Annotated in this window: 24 protein-coding genes and 7 tRNA genes; 2 read left to right on the top strand and 29 right to left on the bottom strand. The window is 54.0% G+C overall.

All coding sequences use genetic code 11. The features are described 5' to 3' along the window. Position 1: 1 nt before the first annotated feature. From mrdA to leuS, 7 genes are all read right to left on the bottom strand, one after another. Entirely contained in the window at positions 2 to 1,906 is a 1,905-nt protein-coding gene (gene mrdA / locus ACXKZG_RS16190; protein WP_013201273.1) for a peptidoglycan DD-transpeptidase MrdA, read from the bottom strand. Between the two features lie 34 nt (positions 1,907 to 1,940). Continuing rightward, on the bottom strand, positions 1,941 to 2,411 hold the full coding sequence (gene rlmH, locus ACXKZG_RS16185) for a 23S rRNA (pseudouridine(1915)-N(3))-methyltransferase RlmH (RefSeq protein ID WP_013201274.1): 471 nt from the start codon (positions 2,409 to 2,411) through the stop codon (positions 1,941 to 1,943). Positions 2,412 to 2,414: 3 nt separating this feature from the next. Next, complete coding sequence (rsfS, locus tag ACXKZG_RS16180; RefSeq protein WP_041691943.1) at positions 2,415 to 2,732, bottom strand: ribosome silencing factor; 318 nt, start codon at positions 2,730 to 2,732, stop codon at positions 2,415 to 2,417. A 116-nt stretch (positions 2,733 to 2,848) separates the two neighbouring features. Further along, a complete protein-coding gene (gene nadD, locus ACXKZG_RS16175) occupies positions 2,849 to 3,505 on the bottom strand; it encodes a nicotinate-nucleotide adenylyltransferase (protein ID WP_346565869.1) in 657 nt (218 codons plus the stop codon). Beyond that, the gene (gene holA / locus ACXKZG_RS16170; RefSeq protein ID WP_013201277.1) at positions 3,498 to 4,529 is read right to left on the bottom strand and encodes a DNA polymerase III subunit delta; all 1,032 of its coding nucleotides are present in this window, start codon (positions 4,527 to 4,529) and stop codon (positions 3,498 to 3,500) included. Before holA ends, nadD begins: the two co-directional genes overlap by 8 nt. After that, complete coding sequence (gene lptE, locus ACXKZG_RS16165; RefSeq protein ID WP_041691944.1) at positions 4,526 to 5,146, bottom strand: LPS assembly lipoprotein LptE; 621 nt, start codon at positions 5,144 to 5,146, stop codon at positions 4,526 to 4,528. Before lptE ends, holA begins: the two co-directional genes overlap by 4 nt. 14 nt (positions 5,147 to 5,160) lie before the next feature. After that, entirely contained in the window at positions 5,161 to 7,743 is a 2,583-nt protein-coding gene (gene leuS, locus ACXKZG_RS16160; protein ID WP_105759490.1) for a leucine--tRNA ligase, read from the bottom strand. Positions 7,744 to 7,955: 212 nt separating this feature from the next. Here leuS and ACXKZG_RS16155 point away from each other — a divergent pair, with 212 nt between their 5' ends. Beyond that, the gene (locus ACXKZG_RS16155; RefSeq protein WP_013201280.1) at positions 7,956 to 8,438 is read left to right on the top strand and encodes a zinc ribbon-containing protein; all 483 of its coding nucleotides are present in this window, start codon (positions 7,956 to 7,958) and stop codon (positions 8,436 to 8,438) included. 35 nt (positions 8,439 to 8,473) lie between these two features. Here ACXKZG_RS16155 and ACXKZG_RS16150 read toward each other — a convergent pair whose 3' ends face one another. The 10 genes from ACXKZG_RS16150 to miaB all read right to left on the bottom strand — a co-directional run bounded on the left by ACXKZG_RS16150 (position 8,474) and on the right by miaB (position 17,822). Next, positions 8,474 to 9,199: an amino acid ABC transporter ATP-binding protein gene (locus ACXKZG_RS16150; RefSeq protein WP_013201281.1), complete on the bottom strand. Its 726-nt coding sequence runs from the start codon at positions 9,197 to 9,199 to the stop codon at positions 8,474 to 8,476. Continuing rightward, positions 9,200 to 9,877, bottom strand: coding sequence for a glutamate/aspartate ABC transporter permease GltK (gltK, locus tag ACXKZG_RS16145; RefSeq protein WP_013201282.1), 678 nt, complete (start codon positions 9,875 to 9,877; stop codon positions 9,200 to 9,202). Beyond that, on the bottom strand, positions 9,877 to 10,617 hold the full coding sequence (locus ACXKZG_RS16140; protein WP_013201283.1) for an amino acid ABC transporter permease: 741 nt from the start codon (positions 10,615 to 10,617) through the stop codon (positions 9,877 to 9,879). The genes gltK and ACXKZG_RS16140 overlap by 1 nt, the downstream gene beginning before the upstream one ends. Positions 10,618 to 10,816: 199 nt before the next feature. Next, positions 10,817 to 11,719 (bottom strand): amino acid ABC transporter substrate-binding protein, encoded by a 903-nt coding sequence (locus ACXKZG_RS16135; protein WP_013201284.1) that lies wholly within the window; start codon positions 11,717 to 11,719, stop codon positions 10,817 to 10,819. Positions 11,720 to 11,777: 58 nt separating this feature from the next. Further along, entirely contained in the window at positions 11,778 to 11,972 is a 195-nt protein-coding gene (locus tag ACXKZG_RS16130) for a hypothetical protein (RefSeq protein WP_488875142.1), read from the bottom strand. 174 nt (positions 11,973 to 12,146) lie between these two features. Next, on the bottom strand, positions 12,147 to 13,679 hold the full coding sequence (lnt, locus tag ACXKZG_RS16125) for an apolipoprotein N-acyltransferase (RefSeq protein WP_013201285.1): 1,533 nt from the start codon (positions 13,677 to 13,679) through the stop codon (positions 12,147 to 12,149). Between the two features lie 7 nt (positions 13,680 to 13,686). Continuing rightward, entirely contained in the window at positions 13,687 to 14,565 is an 879-nt protein-coding gene (gene corC / locus ACXKZG_RS16120; protein ID WP_013201286.1) for a CNNM family magnesium/cobalt transport protein CorC, read from the bottom strand. Between the two features lie 90 nt (positions 14,566 to 14,655). Then, on the bottom strand, positions 14,656 to 15,129 hold the full coding sequence (gene ybeY / locus ACXKZG_RS16115; protein WP_013201287.1) for an rRNA maturation RNase YbeY: 474 nt from the start codon (positions 15,127 to 15,129) through the stop codon (positions 14,656 to 14,658). Next, the gene (locus tag ACXKZG_RS16110) at positions 15,126 to 16,187 is read right to left on the bottom strand and encodes a PhoH family protein (protein ID WP_013201288.1); all 1,062 of its coding nucleotides are present in this window, start codon (positions 16,185 to 16,187) and stop codon (positions 15,126 to 15,128) included. The genes ybeY and ACXKZG_RS16110 overlap by 4 nt, the downstream gene beginning before the upstream one ends. 210 nt (positions 16,188 to 16,397) lie before the next feature. Beyond that, complete coding sequence (miaB, locus tag ACXKZG_RS16105; protein WP_013201289.1) at positions 16,398 to 17,822, bottom strand: tRNA (N6-isopentenyl adenosine(37)-C2)-methylthiotransferase MiaB; 1,425 nt, start codon at positions 17,820 to 17,822, stop codon at positions 16,398 to 16,400. Positions 17,823 to 17,934: 112 nt separating this feature from the next. Between miaB and ubiF the strand changes: the two genes are divergently transcribed. Beyond that, the gene (gene ubiF / locus ACXKZG_RS16100) at positions 17,935 to 19,113 is read left to right on the top strand and encodes a 3-demethoxyubiquinol 3-hydroxylase (protein WP_488875141.1); all 1,179 of its coding nucleotides are present in this window, start codon (positions 17,935 to 17,937) and stop codon (positions 19,111 to 19,113) included. 122 nt (positions 19,114 to 19,235) lie between these two features. On the opposite strand, the gene ACXKZG_RS16095 is transcribed toward ubiF, so the two are convergent. The 12 genes from ACXKZG_RS16095 to nagB all read right to left on the bottom strand — a co-directional run bounded on the left by ACXKZG_RS16095 (position 19,236) and on the right by nagB (position 26,090). After that, positions 19,236 to 19,310: transfer RNA gene (locus ACXKZG_RS16095), tRNA-Gln, on the bottom strand. Positions 19,311 to 19,349: 39 nt separating this feature from the next. Further along, positions 19,350 to 19,424 (bottom strand) — tRNA-Gln (locus ACXKZG_RS16090). A 7-nt stretch (positions 19,425 to 19,431) separates the two neighbouring features. Beyond that, positions 19,432 to 19,508 (bottom strand) — tRNA-Met (locus tag ACXKZG_RS16085). A 41-nt stretch (positions 19,509 to 19,549) separates the two neighbouring features. Next, positions 19,550 to 19,624 (bottom strand) — tRNA-Gln (locus tag ACXKZG_RS16080). Positions 19,625 to 19,661: 37 nt separating this feature from the next. Continuing rightward, positions 19,662 to 19,736, bottom strand: a tRNA-Gln gene (locus ACXKZG_RS16075). Between the two features lie 23 nt (positions 19,737 to 19,759). Then, positions 19,760 to 19,844 (bottom strand) — tRNA-Leu (locus ACXKZG_RS16070). A gap of 8 nt (positions 19,845 to 19,852) precedes the next feature. Beyond that, positions 19,853 to 19,929: transfer RNA gene (locus tag ACXKZG_RS16065), tRNA-Met, on the bottom strand. 219 nt (positions 19,930 to 20,148) lie between these two features. Continuing rightward, complete coding sequence (asnB, locus tag ACXKZG_RS16060; protein ID WP_134823707.1) at positions 20,149 to 21,816, bottom strand: asparagine synthase B; 1,668 nt, start codon at positions 21,814 to 21,816, stop codon at positions 20,149 to 20,151. A 282-nt stretch (positions 21,817 to 22,098) separates the two neighbouring features. Further along, positions 22,099 to 22,884, bottom strand: a complete 786-nt coding sequence (locus ACXKZG_RS16055) for an HAD-IIA family hydrolase (protein ID WP_013201292.1) — start codon at positions 22,882 to 22,884, stop codon at positions 22,099 to 22,101. Beyond that, on the bottom strand, positions 22,884 to 24,104 hold the full coding sequence (gene nagC / locus ACXKZG_RS16050) for a DNA-binding transcriptional regulator NagC (RefSeq protein ID WP_013201293.1): 1,221 nt from the start codon (positions 24,102 to 24,104) through the stop codon (positions 22,884 to 22,886). Before nagC ends, ACXKZG_RS16055 begins: the two co-directional genes overlap by 1 nt. A 7-nt stretch (positions 24,105 to 24,111) precedes the next feature. Then, entirely contained in the window at positions 24,112 to 25,260 is a 1,149-nt protein-coding gene (nagA, locus tag ACXKZG_RS16045; RefSeq protein ID WP_013201294.1) for an N-acetylglucosamine-6-phosphate deacetylase, read from the bottom strand. Between the two features lie 29 nt (positions 25,261 to 25,289). Continuing rightward, positions 25,290 to 26,090: a glucosamine-6-phosphate deaminase gene (nagB, locus tag ACXKZG_RS16040; protein ID WP_013201295.1), complete on the bottom strand. Its 801-nt coding sequence runs from the start codon at positions 26,088 to 26,090 to the stop codon at positions 25,290 to 25,292. Between the last annotated feature and the right edge of the window lie 164 nt (positions 26,091 to 26,254).

The raw sequence follows: 26,254 nt of genomic DNA, 5'->3' as shown, positions 1-26,254 counted from the left end.
TCTATTCACCCTCATAACCGGGCGGCACGGGGGCAGCGTCCGGCAGGTTGGTATTGTTATCACCAAGCATAATATGGTCCAAAATCTGGCGCATGATAGTCCCTACGGCCGGGCCTGCGCCGCCATTCTCCAGAATCATGGTGACGGCCACACGCGGCTTGTCATACGGAGCAAAGGCGGTCATCAGCTTGTGGTCTCGCAGGTGTTCAGCGATTTTATGCGCATTGTAAGTTTCGTTGGCTTTCAGGCCATAGACCTGAGCCGTACCGGATTTGGCGGCAATCTTGTAAGGTGCGTCAGAGAAGCTTTTTCTGGCGGTGCCGTTAGGTCGGTTTGCAACACCGTACATACCGTCTTTGGCGATTTCCCAGTAGCCTGAGTGAATATCCGCAATCGGGGGTGAGTCGGGCTGACGATAAGGCACCCGCACATTATTCACCACGTTGGACTGCATCAGGTGCGGTGTTTTCACGATTCCGTCGTTAATCAGGGTCATCATCGCTTTGTTCATTTGCACCGGCGTGGCGGTCCAGTAACCCTGACCGATCCCCACCGGAATGGTATCACCCTGATACCACGGCTTTTTAAAGCGTTTCTGCTTCCATTCACGGGTTGGCATATTACCCGGCGTTTCTTCCACCAGGTCAATGCCGGTCAGGTGCCCGTAGCCAAACTTGTTCATCCATTCGCCGAGGCGATCGATGCCCATATCGTAAGCCACCTGATAGAAAAAGGTATCCGCAGACTCTTCCAGCGATTTGGTGACGTTCAGGCGGCCGTGGCCCCAATGCTTCCAGTCACGGAAGCGCTTTTCGGAGCCCGGCAGCTGCCACCAACCCGGGTCAAACAGGCTGGTGTTTTTGTTGATCACGCCAGCGGTCAGCGCTGAGACGGCAATATAGGGTTTCACCGTTGATGCCGGCGGATAGGCGCCCTGCGTCGCACGGTTAATCAGCGGCCGGTTGGGGTCATTCAACAGCATGTTGTAATCGGTGCTGCTGATGCCATCAACGAACAGATTGGGATCGTAGCTGGGCATCGACACCATCGCCAGAATGTCACCGTTGCGCGGATCGGTCACCACCACTGCGGCACGGCTGCCCGCCAGCAGCGTCTCAATATATTGCTGCAGCTTCAGGTCGATGGTCAGGTAGATATCCTGGCCGGCCTGAGGGGACTGTTCGTGAAGCTGACGGATCACCCGGCCACGGTTGTTGACTTCGACTTCTTCGTAGCCGGTTTTGCCGTGCAGCATCTCTTCGTAATAACGTTCGATACCCAGCTTGCCGATATCATGCGTGGCGGCATAGTTGGGCCACTTACCTTCATTATCCAGCCGTTCGACATCACGATCGTTAATTTTGGACACATAGCCCAACACGTGAGTCAGCGCAGAGTTGTAAGGGTAGTAGCGGCGTTGATAGCCTTTCACTTCCACGCCGGGGAAAGCATATTGATTAACGGCGAAGCGGGCGACCTGCACATCGTTCAGGCCGGTTTTAACCGCGATAGAGGTAAAGCGGCGTGAGCGCTTACGCTCTTTTTCAAAGGCGACAAGGTCTTCGTCACTTAAGTCGACAATGGGGCGCAGAGCAAGCAGGGTTTTTTCAAGGTCATCGACCTTTTCGGGCACCAGCTCAATCTGATAAATCGTGCGGTTGAGCGCAAGGGGCAGGCCGTTACGATCAAAAATAATGCCGCGGCTGGGCGCGACGGGCACCAGTTTGATGCGGTTTTCGTTTGAGCGGGTACTGTAATCGGTGTAGCGGATAATTTGCAGGTGGTACAGATTGACCACCAGGATACCGGAAAGCACGATAATGCCGATAAAGGCGATCAGCGCCCGACGAACAAAGAGAGACTGTTCGGCAGTGTAGTCACGAAAAGAGTTACGTTGTAATTTCATCCGCTGTTTCAGTGTATCCGGTTGATCCTATGGCCTATTCCCGATGGTAAGGGTGATTTGCTGTGATGCTCCATGCACGATACAAACTCTCCGCAACCAGCACCCGTACCAGCGGATGGGGCAGGGTCAGCGCGGAAAGAGACCAGCTTTGCTCAGCGGCAGCTTTGCAGGCTGGCGACAGACCTTCCGGTCCACCAATCAGCAGGCTGACATCACGGCCATCCAGCTTCCAACGTTCAAGCTGAGTGGCTAAATGGGGCGTTTCCCACGGCTGCCCTGGAATATCCAGGGTAACAATGCGGTTCCCTTTGCCAGTCGCAGCCAGCATCATTTCGCCCTCTTTTTCAAGAATGCGTTTGATGTCGGCATTTTTACCGCGCTTGCCAGCCTGAACTTCAGTCAGTTCCAGCGGCATATCTTTAGGAAAACGACGCAAATACTCCAGAAACCCGGTTTGCACCCAATCCGGCATTTTAGTGCCGACGGCAACCAACTGCAGCTTCACAGCTTAGTTCCAGAGCTTTTCGAGTTCGTAAAGCTGGCGGCTCTCTTCCTGCATGACGTGAACAATCACTTCACCCAGATCGACAACAACCCAGTCAGCGGCAGCTTTACCTGCAACAGCAAAGGTTTCCACGCCAGCAGCACGAGATTCCTGAACCACGTGGTCAGCAATCGACGCCACATGACGCGTTGAGGTGCCGGTGCAGATAATCATGCAATCGGTGATACTTGATTTGCCCTGGACATCTACAGCAACAATGTCCTGGCCTTTTAAATCGTCTAATTTATCAATGACGAAGTCTTGGAGTGCTTTACCTTGCAAAAGGTTCCCCTTGGGTTTTGAGTCGGAGCGGTTGTCCTGCGCCTGTGGCGTGGCTAACCGAAAAAAGATGTTTCCGGATTGCTCCAGAAAATTTAGCGGCGAAGTATACCACGTGCTCAGGGCTTGCGATATAAACCTGCAGCAAGGATGTAGGCCGAAACTGCCGGAGGGATCAGATCGTCACACGATTGCCCGCTGTGCAATCGATCGCGTATTTCAGTCGCAGAGATGGACACCAGCGGCGTGTCTGCCAGAAAAATCCTGCCGCAGGGATGCTGATGCAATATTTCTGCCTGGCGGGTTTGATGCTGTTCCAGCCAGCGCTGTAACGCCGGGGTTTCCATCGTGCTGTCATAACCCGGACGTTTACAGACCAGTAAATGGCACAGGCTAAGCAGTTCTTCCCAGCGATGCCACTTGTGTAAGGTTAGCAAAGAATCCTGGCCAATGATAAACGCCAGCGGCTGGTCGTCGCCCCGTTCTGCACGAAGCTCCGTAAGCGTCTCGAGGGTGAAAGAGGGCGTGTCGCGCTGCATTTCACGCAGATCCAGGTCGAACAACGGCAGGTCGGCAATCGCCAGCCTCACCATTTCCACCCGCTGTGACGGGCTGGCTTCAGGCTGTGGGCGATGAGGCGGCACGTTATTCGGCAATAACGTCACCTTTTTCAGCCCGACCTGCGCGGCTAAAACCTCAACTGGCTTCAGATGGCCAAAATGGATCGGATCAAAGGTGCCGCCGAACAGCGCTTCCAGCGTGTGAGATTCAGACATCGCAGAAATGCTCAGGGAAACCGCGCTGACAAATCAGCAACGACAGCGTTTCAAGATCGGACCAGACCGACTGACCATAATCCTGCTTCAGCGTCAGCTCAATGCGCGTCAGCAGATGGATCGCCTGACTCAGCTGCCGTGCAGAAAGACGTTGCAGCGCTTCGCTGAACAGTGGACGGCGGTTTTGCCAGACGCGGTGCTGATCAAACAGCGTTCTGATCGGTGTTTTCACCATCTGGCGCTGTAAGGTCAGCAGCATCATCAGCTCTCTTTGCACGGTGCGCAATAAGATCACCGGCTCGCTCTCTTCCGCCTGCATCTGGCGCAAAATATGCTGGGCACGTTTACTTTTCCCAGCCAACAAAGCATCCACCCAGTGGAACGGCGTAAAGTGCGCCGCATCGTTAACGGCCTGCTCCACTCTTGGCAGCGTCAGCTTTCCGTCTGGCCAGAGCAGCGACAGCCGTTCCAGCGCCTGGGCCAGCGCCAGCAGATTCCCTTCATAACAGTAGCAAAGCAGCTGAACAGCCGCATCGTCCACGCTCAGCTTGAGGCTTTTCGCACGGGCAATTACCCAGCGAGGCAACTGCGCCTGCTCGGGTGTCTGGCAGGGCACGATCACCGCATTGGCGCTCAGCGCTTTAAACCAGGCACTGTTTTCCTGCGCTTTAGTCAGTTTCGACGCCCGCAATATCAGCAGAATATCGGCATGGAGCAGTGAGGAGAGGGTAACAAGCTGTTCCGCCATCGCCGCGTTGGGACCATTTTCAGGTAGCGTTAGCAGCAGCGTTTGCCGGCTGGCAAACAGGCTTAGAGCCTGGCAGGTAGAGAAGATTGCATCCCAGTCAGTATGGGCATCAATGACCACGCTGAAGTGCTCGGTGAATTCCTGCTTTTGCGCAGCAGCCCGCACCGCATCCTGAGATTCCTGCAACAGAAGCGGTTCGTTACCGGCCAGAATGTAACAAGCGCGCAGCCCCTCGTGGAGCTGCGCGCTGAGTTGCTCAGGGTAAATCCTGATCATCTTGCCAGAGAGCTGTCTGTCAGGCCGGATGCAGGATTGGTCTGATCGATGGCTTCAGGCGTGCTGTCCAGCGTATTGATGGAAGGATCGTCCTCTGCCGCATGTACCGTCAGTAATTTACGCACCAGCTGTTGAGCCGCCTGGGTACGCATTTCACTCATGATAATGTTCTGCTCGGAGTCCTTCGCCAGTGCCGCCAGCGGGTTATCAAAGAATGAACGATACACGGTCGCGCTGATGGGATAGATGCCTTTATTTGGCACCAGCACCTGCGCATTAACGGTCATGTACATCGAGTACTCGGCCGTTTTACCGTCCTGGAAGATGGAGGCTGTGTCACGACCCTGAACCTCACCCATCAGACGCAGGGAAGGCACGGTTTTATGCAGCGTCCCTTTGCTCATCGCCGTGGTGTTGCTGTCATCCAGCACCGTCACGTTATTCAGGCGCAGCTCTTCACGTACGGTACGCGTCAGCGGACCATAAGGATCGGAGGTGTCCAGGATCATCGTTTTCATTTCTTTCGGGACCGAAGTGGTCCCGCGAAGATGAAAGCCACAACCTGCGGTGATTAACACCGCAAGACCCAGCATCACAGATAAAATCGGATGTCGCACAATTCCTCCTGACATCAACCCACGACCAGGTTAAGCAATTTGCCCGGTACGTAAATCTCTTTACGAATGGTGGTGCCATCGACGTACTTGGCAACCAGATGCTCCTGCAACGCACGAGCCTTAACCTGTTCCGCAGTGGCATCAGCCGGAACGGTAATTTTGCCACGCACTTTACCATTAACCTGCACGACCACCAGCAGAGAATCTTCCACCATCGCCTCTTCATCTGCCTGCGGCCATGGCGCGTTGTCGACGTCGCCTTCGCCACCCAGCGCCTGCCACAATGAGAAGCAGGCATGCGGGGTAAACGGATACAGCAGACGCACCACGGATTGCAGCGCTTCCTGCATCAGTGCACGGTCCTGCTCGCTTTCCTGTGGGGCACGGGCCAGCTTGTTCATCAGCTCCATAATCGCCGCAATGGCGGTGTTGAAGGTCTGACGACGGCCGATGTCATCGGACACTTTGGCGATGGTTTTATGCAGCTCGCGGCGCAGCGATTTCTGATCGTCGTTGAGGCTGGCGATATCCAGTGCAACGGTCGGTCCTTTTTCGCTGTGTTCGAAGGCCAGTCGCCAGACGCGTTTCAGGAAGCGGTTAGCACCTTCCACACCGGATTCCTGCCATTCGAGAGTCATTTCTGCCGGCGAAGCGAACATCATAAACAGACGCACGGTATCGGCACCGTAGCGCTCAACCATCACCTGTGGGTCAATGCCGTTGTTTTTCGACTTCGACATTTTGCTCATACCGGCGTAAACCAGCTCGCGGCCGGTTGCATCGGTGGCTTTGGTGACGCGGCCTTTCTCATCACGCTCAAGGGTGACATCAACCGGGGAAACCCAGTTACGCTCACCGCTGGCGCCAAGATAGTAGAAGGCATCAGCCAGAACCATGCCCTGGCAAAGCAGGCGTTTGGCCGGCTCATTGGAGGTCACCAGGCCAGCATCACGCAGCAACTTATGGAAGAAGCGGAAGTAGAGCAGGTGCATGATGGCGTGTTCGATACCGCCGACATACTGATCGACCGGCAGCCAATAGTTAGCTGCAGCCGGGTCCAGCATGCCTTTGTCATAGTCCGGGCAGGTATAGCGCGCGTAATACCAGGAAGACTCCATAAAGGTGTCAAAGGTGTCGGTTTCGCGCAGCGCAGGCTGACCGTTGACGGTGGTTTTTGCCCACTCAGGATCGGCCTTGATTGGGCTGGTGATCCCGTCCATTACCACGTCTTCCGGCAGGATAACCGGCAGCTGATCTTCTGGCGTCGGCATCACGGTGCCGTCTTCCAGGGTCACCATTGGAATTGGTGCGCCCCAGTAACGCTGGCGTGAAACACCCCAGTCGCGCAGACGGTAGTTAACTTTACGCTCGCCAACGCCTTTGGCCGCCAGCTTCTCAGCAATGGCGTTAAAGCCTGCTTCGTACGACAGACCGTCAAACTCGCCTGAGTTAAACAGCGTCCCTTTATCGGTCATGGCCGCGTCGGTCAGATCCGGCTCGCTTCCGTCAGCATTAAGGATCACTGGCTTGATAGTGAGGTTGTACTTGGTGGCGAACTCCCAGTCACGCTGGTCGTGGCCAGGAACGGCCATCACCGCACCGGTGCCGTATTCCATCAGCACAAAATTGGCGACCCAGACCGGCACTTTCTCGCCAGACAGTGGGTGCACGGCAAACTTGCCGGTGGCCATGCCTTTTTTCTCCATGGTCGCCATTTCAGCTTCGGCAACCTTGGTATTACGGCATTCGGCAATAAAGTCGGCCAGCGCAGGATTCGACGCGGCAGCCTGCGCAGCCAGCGGATGGCCCGCAGCCACGGCCAGATAGGTCACACCCATAAAGGTGTCTGGACGGGTGGTATAAACGCTCAGTTTTTCGGTGCTTTCTGCCACGTCAAAGGTGATTTCCACCCCTTCAGAACGGCCGATCCAGTTACGCTGCATGGTTTTAACCTGCTCAGGCCAGCTTTCCAGCGTGTCCAGGTCATTTAACAGTTCATCAGCGTAATCGGTGATTTTAACAAACCACTGTGGGATCTCTTTGCGTTCAACTTTGGTATCGCAGCGCCAGCAGCAACCGTCAATAACCTGTTCGTTAGCCAGCACGGTCTGGTCGGTCGGGCACCAGTTAACTGCCGAGGTTTTCTTATAGACCAGGCCTTTTTCGTACAGCTTGGTGAAGAACCACTGTTCCCAGCGATAGTACTCAGGCTGACAGGTGGCCAGTTCACGGTTCCAGTCATAGCCGAAGCCCAGCAATTTCAGCTGGTTCTTCATGTAGGCAATGTTGTCGTAGGTCCATGGCGCCGGCGCGGTGTTGTTTTTTACCGCTGCGCCTTCTGCAGGCAGGCCAAATGCATCCCAGCCGATCGGCTGCAGGACGTTTTTGCCCAGCATACGCTGGTAGCGGGAGATCACATCACCGATGGTGTAGTTACGAACGTGGCCCATATGTAGGCGGCCAGAAGGATAGGGCAGCATGGAGAGGCAGTAGTACTTCTCTTTACCTTCCTCTTCGGTCACTTTGAACGTTTGCTTCTCATCCCAGTGCTGTTGGACGTGGGATTCTATCTCTTCCGGGCGGTATTGCTCTTGCATGGCAGCCAGTGGTCCTTTGTAAACTTTATGAGTTCGTTCAGATCCGCATAGCATAGCTGATCCGCCCCCGGAGCAACAACAGTAACCGCCCTGACAAACGGCATTTCTCTACAAGCTGGAAGAGAGCAGGCATTTTTGACAGCGGGTTGGGTGCATTTTTTTGATCGACGCTAGAATTACTTCATAACGTATTGGAACGTTTAGGAGAAAATATGAACAAGGTTGCTCAGTACTATCGGGAACTGGTCTCTTCTCTGACCGAAAGGATCAACCGGGGAGAGCATGATATTGATGCTCTGGTGGAGAGTGCCCGACAACGGATGAACAATCGCGGCGAATTGACCCGCAGCCAGATCGAGGATGTCACCCGAGCGGTGCGCAGGGATTTAGAAGAGTTTGCCCGCAGCTATACCGAGAATCAGGATGATGCAGGGGATAGCGTATTTATGCGCATTATTCGCGAAAGCGTGTGGAAAGAGCTGGCCGATATCACCGATAAAAGTCAGTTAGAGTGGCGCGAAGTTTTTCAGGACCTGAATCATCATGGCGTTTATCAAAGCGGTGAGGTGGTGGGACTGGGGAATTTAGTTTGTGAGAAATGTCAGTTTACCCGGGCGATTTACACCCCTGAAACGCTGACACGCTGTCCTGAATGCGGTAACGATCAGTTCCAGCGACAACCGTTTGAACCGTAGAAAGCGGGGCGGAATTTTCCGCCCCGCTATGCTGATTAATGCAGGATTTTGGCGAGGAAGTCTTTCGCACGATCGGACTGCGGATTGTTAAAGAAGTCGTCTTTCGGCGAATCCTCCACGATTTTCCCCTCATCCATAAAGATCACCCGGTTTGCCACCTTACGGGCGAAGCCCATTTCGTGGGTCACCACCATCATGGTCATCCCTTCATTCGCCAGTTCCACCATGACATCCAGCACTTCATTGATCATCTCGGGATCTAGTGCGGAGGTGGGCTCATCGAACAGCATGGCGATCGGATCCATGCACAGCGCTCGGGCGATAGCCACACGCTGCTGCTGACCACCGGAAAGCTGCCCTGGGTGCTTGTTAGCATGGGCTGACAGGCCCACGCGCTCCAACAGTTTCAGCCCCTTCTGACGGGCTTCCTCTTTGTTACGCTTCAGCACTTTTACCTGCGCCAGCGTCAGGTTCTCAACGATGGTCAGATGCGGGAACAGCTCAAAATGCTGGAAGACCATGCCGACTTTGGAACGCAGCTGCGCCAGATTGGTCTTTTTGTCGTTGACGGCGGTGCCGTTGACTTCAATCTTACCTTCCTGAATCGGCTCTAAGCCATTGACCGTTTTGATCAGCGTGGATTTACCGGAACCCGACGGGCCGCACACCACCACCACTTCGCCTTTTTTCACTTCGGTTGAGCAGTCGGTCAGTACCTGAAAGTGACCATACCACTTAGAAACATTTTTCAGGGTAATCATTTAAACCGTCCTTTTTTTCTTTAAATAGCTGACCAACAGCGAAGCGCTAAGGCTGATAACGAAGTAGACCGCACCGGCAAACAGCACCATTTCAATTTCGGTGCCGTTGTTGATGCCGATGGTGTCGGCCGTCCTGAAGAAGTCGGCAAGGCTGAGCACGTAAACCAGAGAGGTATCCTGGAACAGCACGATGCCCTGAGTCAGCAGCAGCGGCACCATAGCGCGAAACGCCTGAGGCAGGATAATCAGCTGCATCGACTGCCAGCGCGTCATCCCCAGCGCCAGCGCGGCGCTTCCCTGGCCTCGGGCGATACTGACAATACCGGCACGAATGATTTCAGAGTAGTAAGCGGCTTCGAACAGCGAGAAGGCAACCATCGCCGAGATCAGGCGGATATCGGTTTTCGGCGACAGGCCAAGCACGTTCTGCAGGAAGCTGGGCACCACCAGATAGAACCACAACAGCACCATCACCAACGGCACCGAGCGGAACAGGTTGACGTAAAGGCGGGCAAACCAGCTGACAGGCTTGAAGCTCGACAGACGCATCACCGCCAGCAGCGTTCCCCAGACGATGCCAAAAATGATGGCCGTCACGGTAATTTTGAGGGTGATCACCATGCCGTTCATCAGATACGGCAGGTTGGGAACAATGGTGCTCCAGTCAAATTCGTACATTATTTGCCTCCCATGCCGCCAGGCAGGCGAACCTTACGTTCGACCAGGCTCATCAGCAGCATAATCACAATATTGATGCCAACGTAGGCCAGCGTAATCGCGGTAAAGGATTCATAGGCATGAGCCGAGTAATCCAGCAGCTTGCCTGCTTGTGCGGCCATATCGACCAGACCAATGGTCGAGGCGATGGCGGAGTTCTTTACCAGGTTCAGCATCTCTGAGGTCATTGGCGGCACAATTACGCGATAGGCGTTGGGTAACAGCACATAGCGGTAGGTTTGTGGCAGCGTCAGGCCCATCGCCAGACCGGCATTCTTCTGGCCTGATGGCAGCGACTGGATCGCCGCGCGAACCTGTTCGCACACGCGGGCGGCGGTAAACAGGCCTAGGCACAGCACCGAGCAAGTAAAGAACTGAATATTGGGATCCAGCTCGGATTTGAACCAGGTGCTAATGCTTTCAGGCAGCAGTTCAGGGATCACCAGATACCAGATAAAGAATTGCACTATCAGCGGGATATTACGGAATAGCTCAACGTAACAGGTGCCGAGAGTGGAGAGCAGACGGTTGGGCACGGTGCGCAGAATACCAAACAGCGAACCGACCAAAAGGGCGATAATCCACGCGCAGACTGACACAGCAATGGTGACCTGAAAGCCGGACCACAGCCACCCCAGATAGGTGGTATTACCGAAGGGGGCCTGTTGCAGGAAAATACCCCAGTTCCAATCGATTGACATAAATAACTCCGGAAGAAAAAAAGGGTAGCGAAGCTACCCTGAAGATTGATGAGAGGCTCATTTGCACGTTATGGGGAACGACCACTTCGTACCTTTGCCTGACTATCCGGATGTGTGTTCCGGATGATTCAGGCTGTTGTCTGTCCGAGCCTGTTTTCAACAATCATAGGGCAACCAGCGGTCACCCTTATTTTCATTATTAGTTCAGTGCCTTGTCATTTGGCGTTTTGAATGTCGCTTTCATGTCGTCAGACAGGGCGAAGTTCATGTTGAGGTTTTTTGGTGGGATCGGGTTGCTGAACCACTTATCAAACCACTTCGACGCTTCACCTGAGGTCTGCGCTTTCGCAATGGTGTCATCCATCAGCTGTTTGAAGCCGGCGTCGTCTTTACGCAGCATACAGCCGTAAGCTTCTTTCGACTGCGGCGTACCCACGATCACCCAGTTATCAGGTTTTTTAGCTTTAGCACGTTCGCCAGCTAGCAGGGCATCATCCATCATAAAGGCAACGGCACGACCACTTTCCAGCGTACGGAAGGAGTCGCCATGGTCTTTGGCGCTGATGATGCGCATGTCCATTTTCTTCTCATCATTCAGCTTGTTCAGCAGAATTTCGGAAGTGGTACCTGAAGTGACGACAACCGTTTTGCCTTTCAGATCCGGGAAGTCTTTAATCGGGCTGCCTTTCTTCACCAGCAAACGGGTGCCGATAACAAAGATAGTGTCCGAGAAAGCGGCCTGTTTCTGGCGCTCAAGGTTGTTGGTGGTTGAACCACACTCAAAATCGTAGGTGCCGTTTTGCAACAGTGGAATACGGTTCTGTGAGGTGACCGGCAGCATTTTCACCTGTAGATCGGGTTTGTTCAGTTTGGCTTTGATCGCGGCCACGATGGCGTTGGAATAATCCTGCGAGTAGCCGACCACTTTTTGCTGATTATCGTAGTAAGAGAAAGGAACAGAAGACTCACGGTGTCCCACGACAATGACGCCATTTTTAGCGATTTTGTCTAACGTGGGAGATTGTGATGCATCTTCTGCATGGGCGATACCGGATGCAAGGCCAGCCAGTGCCAGGCACAAGCCTAATTTCCGTAATTTCATCTCCAACTCCTTCGTTTAATGGCGTCATAAAATTGCGCCGATTGTGATGTTATGTTTATTAACTGCTGCTTTTCTTTTTATCCCAGGACGTAATCGCCCCCTGAATAGTCATAACATAGCCGAATGTTAAAACGATGAAACAAGAAAGTTTCTTTTTTGCGAAGCGTGCCGCACCAAATAAAGGCATTGTTAAAAACAATGCTCCGCCCTGGGGCAATGATTGAGCCACAATGGTGCGGAAACGCTTATGCAAGGCTTTATGCAGACTAATCAGCGAGTTCGCTGGTAATGTTTTGCAATCGTCGTGCCAAAATGTTTTTTGTGAAACAGTTAGCAGCAGGATCTGCTTGTAGATGCAGGAGCAGGAGAAGGGCAAAAAAAAACGCCGAACCCAAAGGTTCAGCGTTTTAGTGTCGTGCTTTGACGCTTAACCGCGACGTCTGAAGCCGGTAATCACCGCGCCCACTGCGAACAGCAGGGTGATGATCCACACAGGCCAGTTACCAAAACGCGCATAGGGCGTCAGGCCCTGAGTCGGCGTGATCTTGGTGGAAAGCACCGTCGCCTGGAATTGCGGGATCATCTCTTCGGCATCGCCATCAGCATTGATCACCGCCGTGACGCCGTTGTTGGTGTCACGCAGCAGTGGCCTGCCCAATTCCAGGGCACGCATCCGCGCCATCTGGAAATGCTGCCATGGGCCGATAGAGTGGCCGAACCACGCATCGTTGGAGATGGTCAGCAGGAAGTCAGTATCCGGTCGGAAATTATCCCTGACCTGCTGACCCAACACTATCTCATAACAGATAGCCGCGGTCAGATTGTAGCCGGCCACCTTTAACTGAGGCTGAATATAGGCGCCACGGCTGAAGGAGGACATCGGTAAATCGAATAATGGTGCCAGAGGACGCAGCAGCGCTTCCATTGGAACAAACTCGCCAAATGGCACCAGATGGTTTTTCTGGTAACGATTCGGGCTGAAGTAGTCGTAAGGCTCATCGCCGCCGAGCACAATAATCGAGTTGTAATCGTGGTAACGATTCTGTTCCAGACGCGAATCCACAATCCCGGTGATCAGGCTACTGCCGTGTGCCCGCAGTTCTTCATCCAGAGATTTCAGGAACGGCTGCTGGTTAGATTCCAGATCGGGAATAGCGGATTCAGGCCAGATAATAATCGGCGCTTTGCCGACGTAAGGCCGACTGAGTGAGGTATAGGTTTTCAGCGAGTTGATCAGCTGATTCGGATCCCACTTCATCGACTGCGGAATGTTGCCCTGAACCAGCGCAATATTCACTTCACGCTCGGGCATGGGCTGATACCAGCTAATCTGACGCAGCGGCCATGGAAGCACCAGCAGCGCCAGCGCGATAACACCGGCGACCCAGTGACGTTTTACCGCCGCAAACACCGCCAGCCCGGAGATAACCATCAACGCGAAGGTAATGCCTTCAACACCAAATAGCGGTCCCAGACCTTTCAGCGGTCCATCAATCTGGCTGTAACCAAACTGTAGCCATGGGAAACCGGTCAGGATCCACCCGCGCAGGAACTCGGTGATCTGCCATAAAACCGGCGCAGCAACCACCAGCCGAACCAGCGAGGTTTTTGGGAATAAGCGGTTAAGCAGGGCGGCAAACAGTAGGGTGAACAGCGACAGATACGCCGCCAGCAGCACCACCAGGAACACGTTGACCGGCCCCGGCATGCCACCAAAGGTGGCGATACTGACATAGACCCAGTTTATGCCGCTACCAAACAGCCCCATGCCCCAGACAAAACCAATCGCCGTCGCCTGACGGGTAGAGCGGTTGAGGGTCAGCGCCAGCAAACCGGCCAATGACAGCAGTGCAGCAGGCCAAAAATCATAAGGTGAGAACGACAGGGTGCCAAGGGCACCCGTTATCAGCGCTAAAAGCAGGCGAACCCGCTGGCGCTGGTACAGTGAGGCAATAGCCATAAGAAAATTATTCTTCCAGTATCGGTTGCGGCGCGTTTTCCGGAATTCTGACGTGGACCTGAATGATGCGGCGGCTGTCGGCCATAGCGACCTTGAACTGATAGCCATCGATCTCAATGCTCTCCCCGCGGGCAGGCAAATGACCAAAGGCCTGCATCACCAGACCGCCGATAGTGTCGACCTCTTCATCGCTGAAGCTGGTTTCAAACACGTCATTGAAGTCTTCAATCGGCGTGAGCGCACGAATGGTGTAGGTATGACGACTCAGCTGGCGGATATCACGATCTTCTTCATCGTCATACTCATCTTCGATTTCGCCAACGATCAGCTCCAGAATATCCTCAATGGTGACCAGTCCTGAGACGCCGCCGAATTCATCGATCACAATCGCCATATGGTAGCGTTGGGAACGGAACTCTTTCAGCATGCGGTCAACGCGCTTGCTCTCAGGCACCACGACCGCCTGACGCAGCACTTTTTCGACGCTGAACGGGGACGATCCGCTGCTCATAAACGGCAGCAAATCTTTAGCCATCAGAATGCCTTCAACATGATCTTTGTCTTCGCTGATCACCGGGTAACGGGAATGGGCGGATTCAATGATCACGTCCAGGCACTCTTCCAGTGACTGATTGCGCTTCAGGGTTACCATCTGCGAGCGGGGGATCATGATGTCGCGCACGCGCTGCTCGGCAATATCCATCACGCCTTCAAGCATGTCGCGCGTGTCCGGATCGATCAGATCGTTCTGTTCGGAATCGCGGATCAGCTCCAGCAGTTCGTCGCGGTTTTTTGGCTCACCGTGGAACAGCTGATTGAGGATAAGGGTGAAAAATCCCTTTTTGGTACTGGGACTGTCGTTGTTCTGTGAATGGTCATCGCTCATGGCGTTTTGGTTTGGTCACTCTTGTCATGTGTTGGGGTATCCCTGCCTGCCGGTTGCACAGGCCAGGGACATATCAGGCCAGCGGCCTGCTTAGGGTAACTCTTTCTCCGAAATGTACGGATCGTCATAACCAAGAGCAAGCATTATCTCGGTCTCGATCGATTCCATCTCGTCAGCTTCGTCGTCTTCAATATGGTCATAGCCCAGTAAATGCAGACTGCCATGCACCACCATATGGGCCCAGTGTGCCAGTACCGGCTTCTCCTGCTCGGCCGCTTCTTTCTCCACCACCTGGCGACAAATAATCAGGTCGCCCAGCAGCGGAAGCTCAATCCCCGGCGGGGCTTCGAACGGAAAAGAGAGCACATTGGTCGGTTTATCTTTGCCGCGATAGGTGTGATTCAGCTCATGGCTTTCAGCTTCATCCACCACGCGCACCGTGACTTCGCTCTCTTCCTGGAACTGCGGCAAAACCGCTTCCAGCCAGCGACGAAAATCAGATTCTGCCGGTAAGCCGGCGGGTTTTTCGCAGGCAAGTTGTAAATCGAGAATTACGGTGCTCATTTCTGCTCCTGCGCAGCCTGTTGCAGGGCCAGCGCGTCACGTTTGCGCTCTTCTGCCTGCGCATCACGCCGTTTTTGATCGGCGGCTTCCCAGGCTTCATAAGCAACAACCACTCTCGCCACCACCGGGTGACGGACCACATCTTCACTGTGGAAGAAGTTAAAGCTGATCTCTTCTACACCGGAAAGCACTTCAATCGCATGACGCAGGCCAGACTTAAGGTTACGCGGCAGGTCAATTTGCGTGACGTCGCCGGTAATCACCGCTTTGGAGTTGAAGCCAATACGGGTCAGGAACATCTTCATCTGTTCGATGGTGGTGTTCTGGCTCTCATCGAGAATGATAAAAGCATCGTTCAGGGTACGACCACGCATATAGGCCAGCGGGGCGACCTCAATCACGTTACGTTCGATCAGTTTCTCGACGCGCTCGAAGCCCAGCATTTCAAACAGTGCATCATAAAGCGGGCGCAGATAGGGATCGACCTTCTGGCTTAAATCGCCCGGCAGGAATCCGAGCTTTTCGCCCGCTTCCACTGCCGGACGCGTCAGCATGATGCGGCGCACTTCCTGGCGCTCCAGCGCATCGACCGCTGCCGCCACGGCCAGATAGGTTTTCCCTGTTCCCGCCGGGCCGATGCCGAAGGTGATATCGTGGTCGAGCACGTTGGCGACATATTGCGCCTGGTTTTGCGTGCGGGGCTTGATCACGCCACGCTTGGTCTTGATATTGACCGACTTGCCGAACTCCGGAATGCTCTCGGCACTTTGCTCCAGCACGCGGCTCTCTTTAATCGCCAGGTGAATTTGCTCAGGGTCGATATCCGGGATATGGCCACGCACCGGCGCGGTGTCCACATACAGGTCGCGCAGGATCCGCGCCGCGGCGTCAACAATCAGCGCTTTACCCACCAGCTTAAAGGCGTTGTCACGGCGGTTGATCTCAATCCCCAGACGGCGCTCAAGCTGTTTGATGTTGTCATCAAAGGGACCACACAGGCTCAGCAGGCGGGTGTTGTCTGTTGGCTCTAACGTAATTTCGCGTGTTTCAATATTCAAACTAATCCTTTGGGTCGCTCAGGGCCAGTTGAGGAGAATAATCAGAGGCTATCAACGCCTTCGGGTGCCGGGCCATAACGAAAGTATTTATGGCGCAACCGAAAGGCGCAAGCACTGAAGGAGATATTTGGGCTCCGCTTGCGGAAAGCAAGGGTAAGCCGATGATTTGTTGCGGCGAACCTGCGAGGCCCGCCGCAATTATTCGCGGGTTCAAGGCTGGAAAGTCCCGACGCCAAGCTCATTTTCTTTGCGTGTGCGGGCAATCACGGCTGACGGGGTCTCAACCGAACGCAGGGTCATCTGTTCTTCTTTCAGCACCACCACGCCGCGCATTGAGTTGGTATGAACCTCGACGATTTCAACATCGACGAACTTACCAATCATCTCTGGCGTTCCTTCGAAGTTCACCACACGGTTACATTCGGTGCGTCCGGCCAGCTCCATCACGTTTCTGCGCGACAGTCTTTCCACCAGGATACGCTGAACGGTGCCCAACTTACTGCGGCTCCAGTTCATCACCTGCTGGTTAATGCGCTGCTGCAGCAGCCACAGGCGCTCTTTTTTCTCTTCATCACTGACGTCGTCCGGCAAATCGGCAGCCGGGGTGCCTGGACGGGCAGAGTAGATAAAGCTGAAGCTGGTATCGAAGTTGATTTCGCCAATCAGCTTCATGGTTTGCTCGAAGTCCTGCTGGGTTTCACCAGGGAAGCCGATAATAAAGTCCGAACTCATCTGCATCGCCGGGCGCGCAGCCAGCAGCTTACGGATGGTGGACTTGTACTCCAGCGCAGTATGGGAGCGCTTCATCAACGTCAGAATGCGGTCCGAACCACTTTGCACCGGCAGATGCAGGAAGCTCACCAGCTCTGGCGTATCACGATAGACATCAATAATGTCGTCGGTGAATTCAATCGGGTGGCTGGTGGTGAAACGAATGCGGTCAATGCCATCAATCGCGGCAACCAGACGCAGCAGATCGGCGAACGAGCAGATGTCGCCGTCGAACGTTTCGCCACGATAGGCATTCACGTTCTGGCCAAGCAGGTTGACCTCACGGACGCCCTGAGACGCCAGCTGAGCGATTTCAAACAGAATGTCGTCGCTTGGACGGCTGACCTCTTCGCCACGCGTGTACGGCACCACGCAGAAGGTACAGTATTTGTTGCAGCCTTCCATGATCGACACAAAAGCCGACGGGCCATCGGCGCGCGGCTCTGGCAGACGGTCAAACTTCTCAATTTCCGGGAAGCTGATATCAACGACCGGGCTTTTGGTGCCTTTCACTGTGTTGATCATTTCAGGCAGGCGGTGCAGCGTCTGCGGGCCAAACACGATGTCGACACAGGGCGCACGCTGGCGAATCAGATCGCCTTCCTGTGACGCCACGCAGCCACCGACGCCGATCACCAGGTCAGGATTTTTCTCTTTCAGCAGTTTCCAGCGCCCAAGCTGATGGAACACTTTTTCCTGCGCCTTTTCACGAATAGAACAGGTATTGAGCAGCAGGACATCGGCCTCTTCAGCAACCTCTGTCAGGGTGTAGCCATGCGTGCTGTTTAACAGGTCCGCCATTTTTGATGAATCATATTCATTCATCTGGCAGCCCCAGGTTTTAATAAGAAGTTTTTTTGTCATCTGCTCGTAACCGCTAATAGGCCTGGAAAAATCCGGTACACTAAGGGTAACAGAATTAGCCCTGGCAAGGCCAGGTGAAGGGCGTACGGATGGCCTCAAGGACAGGAATTATATGAGCGAAATAACGCAAAAATGGGATGTCACCGTGGTCGGTGGCGGAATGGTGGGTGCAGCTTTAGCCAGTGGGCTGGCCGCGCAGGGATTTAAGGTCGCGGTGCTGGAGCAACAGGAACCCGCAGAGTTTGATGCCAGCAGCAATCCGGATGTGCGGATCTCGGCGATTGGTGCCGCGTCTGTCGCGTTGCTGAAACAGCTGGACGTCTGGCCGTTGATACAAAGAATGCGCTGCACCCCTTATCGCAAACTCGAAACCTGGGAGTGGCATACGGCGCAGGTAAGCTTTGATGCGCAGTCACTGGGGTTGCCCGAGCTGGGCTATATGGTTGAGAACAGCGTATTGCAGCGGGCGTTGTGGCAACGTTTGCAGCAGCAGGGCGTGGAGTTGATTTCTCCGGCCAGATTGCAGGCGATGCAGCCTGGTAACGGCGGATGGCAGTTAACCTTAGAGAATGGCGACAGGCTGTTGACGAAGTTGGTGGTGGGCGCGGACGGGGCCAACTCGCAGGTTCGCCAACTGGCGGGAATGGGGATCCGTGGCTGGAATTACGCACAGTCCTGTATGTTGATCAGCGTGCGCTGTGAACAGGATGCGGGCGACTGCACCTGGCAGCAGTTCACGCCGGATGGCCCACGGGCATTTCTTCCGTTGTTCAATCGCTGGGCATCGCTGGTCTGGTATGACAGTCCGGCCAAAATACGCCAGCTTCAGGCGATGAATATGGCACAGCTTGGCCAGCAGATCGCCACCCATTTCCCGGCGCGACTGGGAAAGGTCACGCCGGTTTCGGCAGGTTCTTTCCCCCTGGTTCGCCGCCACGCCACGCGCTATGTGCTGCCGGGACTGGCGCTGGTCGGTGATGCCGCGCATACCATCAACCCGCTGGCCGGGCAGGGCGTTAATCTGGGCTATCGCGACGTGGATGCGCTGATTGATACGCTGGTGGCATCACGCGACCGCGCGGAAGACTGGGCATCGGAAGGGGTGCTCAAACGTTATCAACGTAAGCGTCAGAAAGATAATCTGCTGATGCAAAGTGGCATGGACCTGTTCTATTTCGCATTCAGCACGCCGGTTGCACCTTTACGGATTGTGCGTAACCTGGGGCTGATGGTGGCAGAACGTTCGGGCGTGTTGAAACGTCAGGCATTGAAGTACGCGCTGGGATTGTAACTGTCGGGCGGGATTCATCGGGTGTGGTGGCAGGTTGTCACCACACCGTGCCGGTAAACGTCTTTAAGAAGATACACACGTCAGACGTAAAAAAGCCCGCGTTAGCGGGCTTCTTCACTTACTGGCTGGGGTGCAGGGATTCGAACCCCGGAATGCTGGTATCAGAAACCAGTGCCTTACCGCTTGGCGACACCCCAATTAGGTGTTGCGATCTGCGCTGCAAATCGTCTTTTTTATGGCTGGGGTGCAGGGATTCGAACCCCGGAATGCTGGTATCAGAAACCAGTGCCTTACCGCTTGGCGACACCCCAATAAAATTGGTGGCTACTACGGGAATCGAACCTGTGACCCCAGCATTATGAGTGCTGTGCTCTAACCAGCTGAGCTAAGTAGCCTAATTTTACTGCGTCTAACTGTACATCTTGTTCGTTCAGTCTGGCTGGGATACCTGGATTCGAACCAGGGAATGCCGGTATCAAAAACCGGTGCCTTACCGCTTGGCGATATCCCAATGTCCGTTTCAAAGCACAAAAACCATCAGAAAAAACTGGCTGGGGTACCTGGATTCGAACCAGGGAATGCCGGTATCAAAAACCGGTGCCTTACCGCTTGGCGATACCCCATCCGTGCAAAACCGTTTTGGAAATGGTGCGGGAGGCGAGACTTGAACTCGCACACCTTGCGGCGCCAGAACCTAAATCTGGTGCGTCTACCAATTTCGCCACTCCCGCAAAAAAGATGGTGGCTACGACGGGAATCGAACCTGTGACCCCAGCATTATGAGTGCTGTGCTCTAACCAGCTGAGCTACGTAGCCATCTTTTTTTCGCGTTACCTTCATCGGCGTTGCGGGGCGCATTATGCGGAGTTGACCTGTTAGCGTCAACAATTTTTTTAGCGTTTTTTCCCAGAAACCTGTCGTTTGTCTGGCTTATAACCAGCCTGGCGAATAAATCAGCAAAATATGAAGGTAATCAGCGAATTTCTCAAAAATAACGGGCCGCTGGCGGCCCGTTTTCTCACGCAAAGCAGTCGCTTATTTGTAAGCTGACTGGTGAACGCCTACCGCGCGCCCAGACGGATCGTCCATGGTTTTGAACGCTTCGTCCCACTCAATGGCTTTTGCTGACGAACAGGCCACTGACGGGCCGCCAGGTACGCATTCTGCAGCGCTTGCCAGAGGGAACTGCTCTTCAAAGATTTCACGGTACAAATAGCCTTCTTTTGAGGTCGGCGTGTTGTAAGGGAAACGGAAGTGAGCCGTTTGCAACTGCTGATCCGTGACCTGCTTCGCCGCGACTTCTTTCAGCGTATCAATCCAGCTGTAGCCAACGCCGTCAGAGAACTGCTCTTTCTGGCGCCAGGCAACGCTTTCCGGCAGATAAGAAGAGAAGCATTCGCGCAGGATGTGTTTTTCCATCTTGCCGTTGGTGCCACACAGCTTGTCCTCAGGGTTGATGCGCATCGCCACGTCGAGGAATTTTTTATCCAGGAAAGGAACGCGCGCTTCCACGCCCCAGGCCGACATTGCTTTGTTAGCACGCGCACAGTCAAACATATGCAGCGCCAGCAGTTTACGGACGTTTTCTTCATGGAATTCTTTGGCGTTCGGCGCCTTATGGAAGTACAGGTAGCCGCCAAACACTTCATCAGCCCCTTCGCCAGACAACACCATCTTGATGCCCATCGCTTTAATCTTACGTGACATCAGGTACATCGGGGTGGAAGCACGGATAGTGGTCACGTCATAGGTTTCAATGTGATAGATCACATCGCGGATCGCATCCAGACCTTCCTGCACGGTGAAATGGATCTCGTGGTGTACGGTACCCAGATGTTCAGCAACAGATTTAGCCGCTTTCAAATCCGGCGAACCTTCCAGACCGACGGCAAAGGAGTGCAGCTGCGGCCACCAGGCTTCGCTCTTATCCTGATCCTCAACACGCTTGGCGGCGTATTTTTTGGTCACAGCAGAGATGATGGATGAGTCCAGACCGCCTGACAGCAGCACGCCGTAAGGCACGTCTGACATCAGGTGACTTTTAACCGCTTCTTCCAGCGCATCTTTCAGCTCAACGGCGTCGGTTTTGTTGTGTTCAACGGCTTCATAGCTGAACCAGTCACGCTGCCAGTAACGGCGGATTTCCCCGTCGGTGCTGGACATGTAGCTTCCTGGAGGGAACTCTTTGATTGATTTGCACACCGGCACCAGCGCTTTCATTTCTGAAGCAACGAACAGGTTGCCGTGCTCATCGTTACCCATATACAGCGGGATAATACCAATATGGTCACGACCAATCAGGTAGGTGTTTTTCACGCTGTCATACAGGATGAACGCGAACATGCCTTGCAGATCGTCGAGGAAATCAACGCCCTTTTCCTGATACAGCGCCAGAATCACTTCACAGTCTGATTCTGTCTGGAATTCGTAGCGATCGCTCAGCTCTGCACGCAGCGCCTGATGGTTATAGATCTCACCGTTCACTGCCAGAACATGGGTATGGGCTGCGTTATAAAGTGGCTGAGCACCGTTGTTGACGTCAACAATCGACAGACGCTCGTGCGCCAGAATCGCGTTATCGTTGGCATAGACGCCGGACCAGTCCGGGCCACGGTGACGCATCAGACGGGAAAGCTCGAGGGCTTTCTTACGCAGTTCAACAGGATCGCTTTTGAGATCCAATACACCAAAAATAGAACACATAGCTAACTCCCTAACGACATCCCTGAACGGTGATGATGATGATTCGTGAATAAATCAGAGCGACAGTTATCGCCGATGTATAAGAAAATGCTCTATATCATCGATGTGAGCAAGCGTTTTAGCTTTTCTCTGAAAAATAGTCTGTTGACCTGCGATAAATGTTGATGGATCCACAAGGAATCGCCTTATTTATTGTTGAATCGATAATTATTTGCCGGGGGTGGCTGAATTTTGAGCAGGGGCGGGGCAATAAAAAGCCCGACGCGCTGGCCGGGCTGATGTTCAGATAATGTCGATATCGGCAACCGAGGGATAAATCCAGCTCGGTCGGAACGGCATGGCATCCACGTCACTGAGGGTGGAAACCCCTGACAGCACCAGGATGGTTTCCAGACCCGCCTGGAAGCCGGCCAGAATATCCGTGCGCAGGTTGTCTCCGACGATCACCGTTTCTTCCGAATGGGCCTGCATCTTATTTAAGGCAGCGCGGATAATCCACGGGCTGGGCTTGCCGACGTAGAAGGGCTGGCGGCCGGAGATCTTCTCAATCCCGGCGCAAAGCGCGCCACAGGCAGGGACAAAGCCGCGTGCATGGGTGTCGGGATTGGTGGCAATAAAGCGCGCGCCATTGGCAACATGGAAGGCGGCCTTATGCATCATATCCCAGTTAAAGGAGCGCGTTTCGCCCACGATAACAAAATCCGGGTTGACGTCAGTAATGGTAAAACCGGCTTTATACAGCTCATGGATCAGCGCGCCTTCACCAATGACATAGGCTTTCTTCCCTTCCTGGCGGCGCAGGAAATCGGCGGTTGCCATTGCGGAGGTATAAAAGACGCTATCCGGCAGATCGATCCCGGCAGACGCAAAACGGTTCGCGAGATCCATTGAAGTCTGGGAAGGGTAATTGGTCAGCACCACCAGCGGCATGCCTTTTTCCATGATCCGCTGCAGGAATTCATTGGCGCCAGGCACGGCGGTGTTGTCATGCATCAGTACGCCATCGATATCGCAGATGACATTTTTTATTGTGGCAGTTTCACTGTCCGACAGGGTCAAAGCGCTCATTAACCTTCCAGTAAATGTTGTAATAAGATGCCGTTAAGCATGGCCCGTTTCGCCAGCGCAAACGCGCCAATGGCAGAACGATGATCAATCTCTGAGCGTACCACCGGCAGATTCTTGCGGAAAGCTTTCAGAACCTGAGTATTGATACAGCCCTCTATGGCCGCCAACAGCACTTTATCGGCTTCGGTAATTTCACCGGCAATCACCACTTTCTGCGGATTAAACAGGTTGATGGCAATCGCAATCGCCTTGCCGAGGTGTCGCCCAACGTAATCGATAACTTCCACTGCCAACGCATCGCCCCGGTTGGCGGCTTTGCAAATCTTCGGCATCTGGCAATCATCCAGCGTCAGCGAGCTGGGATAGCCCTGTGTGAGCAGATGGCGCACCCGGTTTTCAATTGCGCCATTGGCGGCGATGGTTTCCAGACAGCCAAAGTTACCGCAGTGGCAGCGTTCACCCAGCGCATCGACCTGAATATGCCCCAACTCGCCAACGTTGCCGTTGCTGCCGAGGAAAATATGGCCATTGGCGATGATGCCGGCGCCGGTTCCCCGGTGAACGCGCACCAAAATGGAGTCGGCACAATCGCGTGATGCACCAAAGTAGTGCTCGGCGAGGGCGAGACTGCGGATATCGTGACCGACAAAGCTGGTGACGTTAAAGCGCTTTTGCAAATTCGCCACTAACGGCCAGTGATGAACATGGATATGCGGCATGTATTTAATCACGCCGTTATTCGGGTCAACCAGGCCGGGAAGAATGACCGAGATGGCGATCAGCTCACGCACCTTGCGCTGGTGCTGCTCGCTGAAGCTGGCGATAGCATTGAAGAGGGCGTTTTCCAGCGTTTCCTGGGTGCGTTCCGGCAGCGCGTAGTCTTCCTGCGCCAGCGATTTTCCGCTAAGGTCGAATAAGGTCAGGGTGGCATCGCTGCGGCCAAGACGCACACCGATGGTGTGGAAGCCGCGGGTTTCAGTAATGATGGAAATTGCGCGGCGGCCTCCGGTAGAGGCCTGCTGATCGACTTCTTTGATCAGCCCACGTTCAATCAGCTGGCGGGTGATTTTGGTGACGCTGGCGGGGGCTAACTGGCTATGCTCAGCAATCTGGATGCGCGAAATCGGCCCTTGCTGGTCGATAAGCCGGTAAACGGCCGCGCTGTTGAGTTGCTTAACAAGATCGACATTTCCTATTTGAGCCTGGCCGCCAGTGGTCATACAGTATCTACTCGCTTAAGACTTCGTCACCATTAACGATAGTCTGGATTATTTTGTAGTCACGGGTGAAAACAGTCAGGTTAGCCACTTTTCCGGCTTCGATCGATCCTAACTTTTTCTCAACACCCATAGCCCGTGCAGGGTACAACGTTGCCATTCGCAGCGTTTCGTCCAGTGAGATACCAACATGTTCAACGCTGTTCGCGACAGCTTCAATCATAGTCAGCGCCGAACCACTGAGCGTACCGTTCTCGTCAACGCAGAGTCCATCGCGATAGTATATTGTTTTTCCTGCAAAAATGAACTGGTCAATGGATGCACCCGCCGGTGCGGTGGCATCGGTCACCAGGATCAGTTTGTCGCCTTTGATGCGTTTGGCATTACGGATGTTAGCGTAGTGAACATGTAAACCGTCAGCAATGATACCGCAGTAGACATTTGGCGAATCAAAAAGCGCCCCAATCAGGCCCGGCTCACGGCCGGTAATGGTTGGCATGGCGTTATATAAATGGGTCGCGAAGCTGACGCCGGCGCTGATGCCGATGCGCGCTTCATCATGGGTCGCATGCGAGTGCCCGGCGGAGATAACGATACCGGCTTCGCTGAGCTGACGGATCACCGCACTGTCAACCTGCTCAGGCGCCAGGGTGATTTTACCGATCACATCCGCATTAGCGCAGAGAAACTCCACCAGCGCCGGCTCGGGCGTGCGGATCAATTTAGGGTCATGGGTGCCCGGTTTTCTTGGGCTTAACCATGGGCCTTCAAGATGTAAACCCAGCGCTTTATTGGCATTTTGCGCCAGATAAGCACGCATCACTTCCACCGCGCGCTTCATCATCTCGTCGGTGCTGGTAATCAGGGTCGGCAGATAGCTGGTGCAGCCAGAGCGTTCATTGGCCTGCTGCATGGTGGTCAGCGTTTCGACGCTCAGCGCGTTGATATCATCATTAAACTGAACGCCACCACAGCCGTTAAGCTGCAGATCGATAAAGCCGGGAGCAATTATCGCACCACCCACGTCACGCGTTGTAACGCCAGCAGGAATATCACTCAGGGCGCAAACGCGCTCAATCACGCCATCTGCAATGATAACAGCATGATTATCCAGTATTTCGTGGCCGGTATAGATACGGCCATGGGTTAATGCGTACATAATTTTCTCCCGGCTAATTCCAACGTGGTTTACAGATTTTTGACGTTTTCTGCTTCCATCTCGCGGAAATATTTAACAGTTTTGACTTTCAGTTCCATGGTCGCTGGCTCATCACAGACCACCACAGATTTGGCGTGAAGCTGCAGGCAGCTGATGGTCCACATATGGTTCACATTGCCTTCAACCGCGGCCTGCAGCGCCTGCGCTTTAACATGGCCAATCACCAGAATCATCACTTCTTCGGCATCTAACAGCGTACCTACGCCGACAGTCAGCGCATATTTCGGCACCTGATCGACATCGCCATCGAAGAAGCGTGAGTTGGCCACGCGCGTGTCATGCGTCAGGGTTTTGATGCGGGTACGTGAAGCCAGAGATGAAGCAGGTTCGTTAAAAGCAATGTGACCGTCGTTGCCGACACCGCCCATAAACAAATTAATTTTACCGTATGAACGGATCTTCTCTTCATACTGGCGACATTCTGCGTCAATATCTGGTGCATTGCCATTCAGAAGGTTGATGTTTTCCGGTTTAATATCAACGTGATCGAAAAAGTTGCGGTACATGAAGCTGTGATAGCTTTCCGGGTGCTCTTTTGGCAGGCCGACATATTCGTCCATGTTAAAGGTCACCACATTTTTAAAGCTAACCTGGCCTGCTTTATGCATATCGATTAAATGCTTGTACGCTTCCAGTGGGGTCCCACCGGTTGGCAGACCGAGGACGAAAGGACGGTCCGCGGTCGGGTTGAAAGCGTTAATGCGATTGACGATATGGCGCGCGGCCCATTTTCCAACCTGGGTCGGGGTAGCTAAAGGAATCAGTCTCATGTTTCACCTCATAGTAACAAGCAGTTTTAAGGGAGTCAGACGGTGTCCGGGGGATCAGTGATGCTTAAGCGTAACGCGCCCTGTCCGGTATCGGCGAGGAATAAATCCGTCTTGATAATTCGGATCATAAAATAAGTTTGAGGTGATAGCCAGCCTGACAGCTA

Source organism: Erwinia sp. 2186 (assembly GCF_057812255.1).
Note: the sequence above shows the minus strand (reverse complement) of the source record. Positions and strands in the feature narration are given on the sequence as shown.

What these genes read in the sequence shown, in the direction of transcription:
- mrdA (WP_013201273.1), bottom strand. Translation starts at nt 1,906, where the DNA reads ATGAAATTACAACGTAACTCTTTTCGTGACTACACTGCCGAACAGTCT.
- nadD (WP_346565869.1), bottom strand. Translation starts at nt 3,505, where the DNA reads ATGTCTGAATCTCACACGCTGGAAGCGCTGTTCGGCGGCACCTTTGAT.
- holA (WP_013201277.1), bottom strand. Translation starts at nt 4,529, where the DNA reads ATGATCAGGATTTACCCTGAGCAACTCAGCGCGCAGCTCCACGAGGGG.
- leuS (WP_105759490.1), bottom strand. Translation starts at nt 7,743, where the DNA reads ATGCAAGAGCAATACCGCCCGGAAGAGATAGAATCCCACGTCCAACAG.
- ACXKZG_RS16155 (WP_013201280.1), top strand. Translation starts at nt 7,956, where the DNA reads ATGAACAAGGTTGCTCAGTACTATCGGGAACTGGTCTCTTCTCTGACC.
- ACXKZG_RS16150 (WP_013201281.1), bottom strand. Translation starts at nt 9,199, where the DNA reads ATGATTACCCTGAAAAATGTTTCTAAGTGGTATGGTCACTTTCAGGTA.
- gltK (WP_013201282.1), bottom strand. Translation starts at nt 9,877, where the DNA reads ATGTACGAATTTGACTGGAGCACCATTGTTCCCAACCTGCCGTATCTG.
- ACXKZG_RS16140 (WP_013201283.1), bottom strand. Translation starts at nt 10,617, where the DNA reads ATGTCAATCGATTGGAACTGGGGTATTTTCCTGCAACAGGCCCCCTTC.
- ACXKZG_RS16135 (WP_013201284.1), bottom strand. Translation starts at nt 11,719, where the DNA reads ATGAAATTACGGAAATTAGGCTTGTGCCTGGCACTGGCTGGCCTTGCA.
- lnt (WP_013201285.1), bottom strand. Translation starts at nt 13,679, where the DNA reads ATGGCTATTGCCTCACTGTACCAGCGCCAGCGGGTTCGCCTGCTTTTA.
- corC (WP_013201286.1), bottom strand. Translation starts at nt 14,565, where the DNA reads ATGAGCGATGACCATTCACAGAACAACGACAGTCCCAGTACCAAAAAG.
- ybeY (WP_013201287.1), bottom strand. Translation starts at nt 15,129, where the DNA reads ATGAGCACCGTAATTCTCGATTTACAACTTGCCTGCGAAAAACCCGCC.
- miaB (WP_013201289.1), bottom strand. Translation starts at nt 17,822, where the DNA reads ATGACAAAAAAACTTCTTATTAAAACCTGGGGCTGCCAGATGAATGAA.
- ubiF (WP_488875141.1), top strand. Translation starts at nt 17,935, where the DNA reads ATGAGCGAAATAACGCAAAAATGGGATGTCACCGTGGTCGGTGGCGGA.
- asnB (WP_134823707.1), bottom strand. Translation starts at nt 21,816, where the DNA reads ATGTGTTCTATTTTTGGTGTATTGGATCTCAAAAGCGATCCTGTTGAA.
- ACXKZG_RS16055 (WP_013201292.1), bottom strand. Translation starts at nt 22,884, where the DNA reads ATGAGCGCTTTGACCCTGTCGGACAGTGAAACTGCCACAATAAAAAAT.
- nagC (WP_013201293.1), bottom strand. Translation starts at nt 24,104, where the DNA reads ATGACCACTGGCGGCCAGGCTCAAATAGGAAATGTCGATCTTGTTAAG.
- nagA (WP_013201294.1), bottom strand. Translation starts at nt 25,260, where the DNA reads ATGTACGCATTAACCCATGGCCGTATCTATACCGGCCACGAAATACTG.
- nagB (WP_013201295.1), bottom strand. Translation starts at nt 26,090, where the DNA reads ATGAGACTGATTCCTTTAGCTACCCCGACCCAGGTTGGAAAATGGGCC.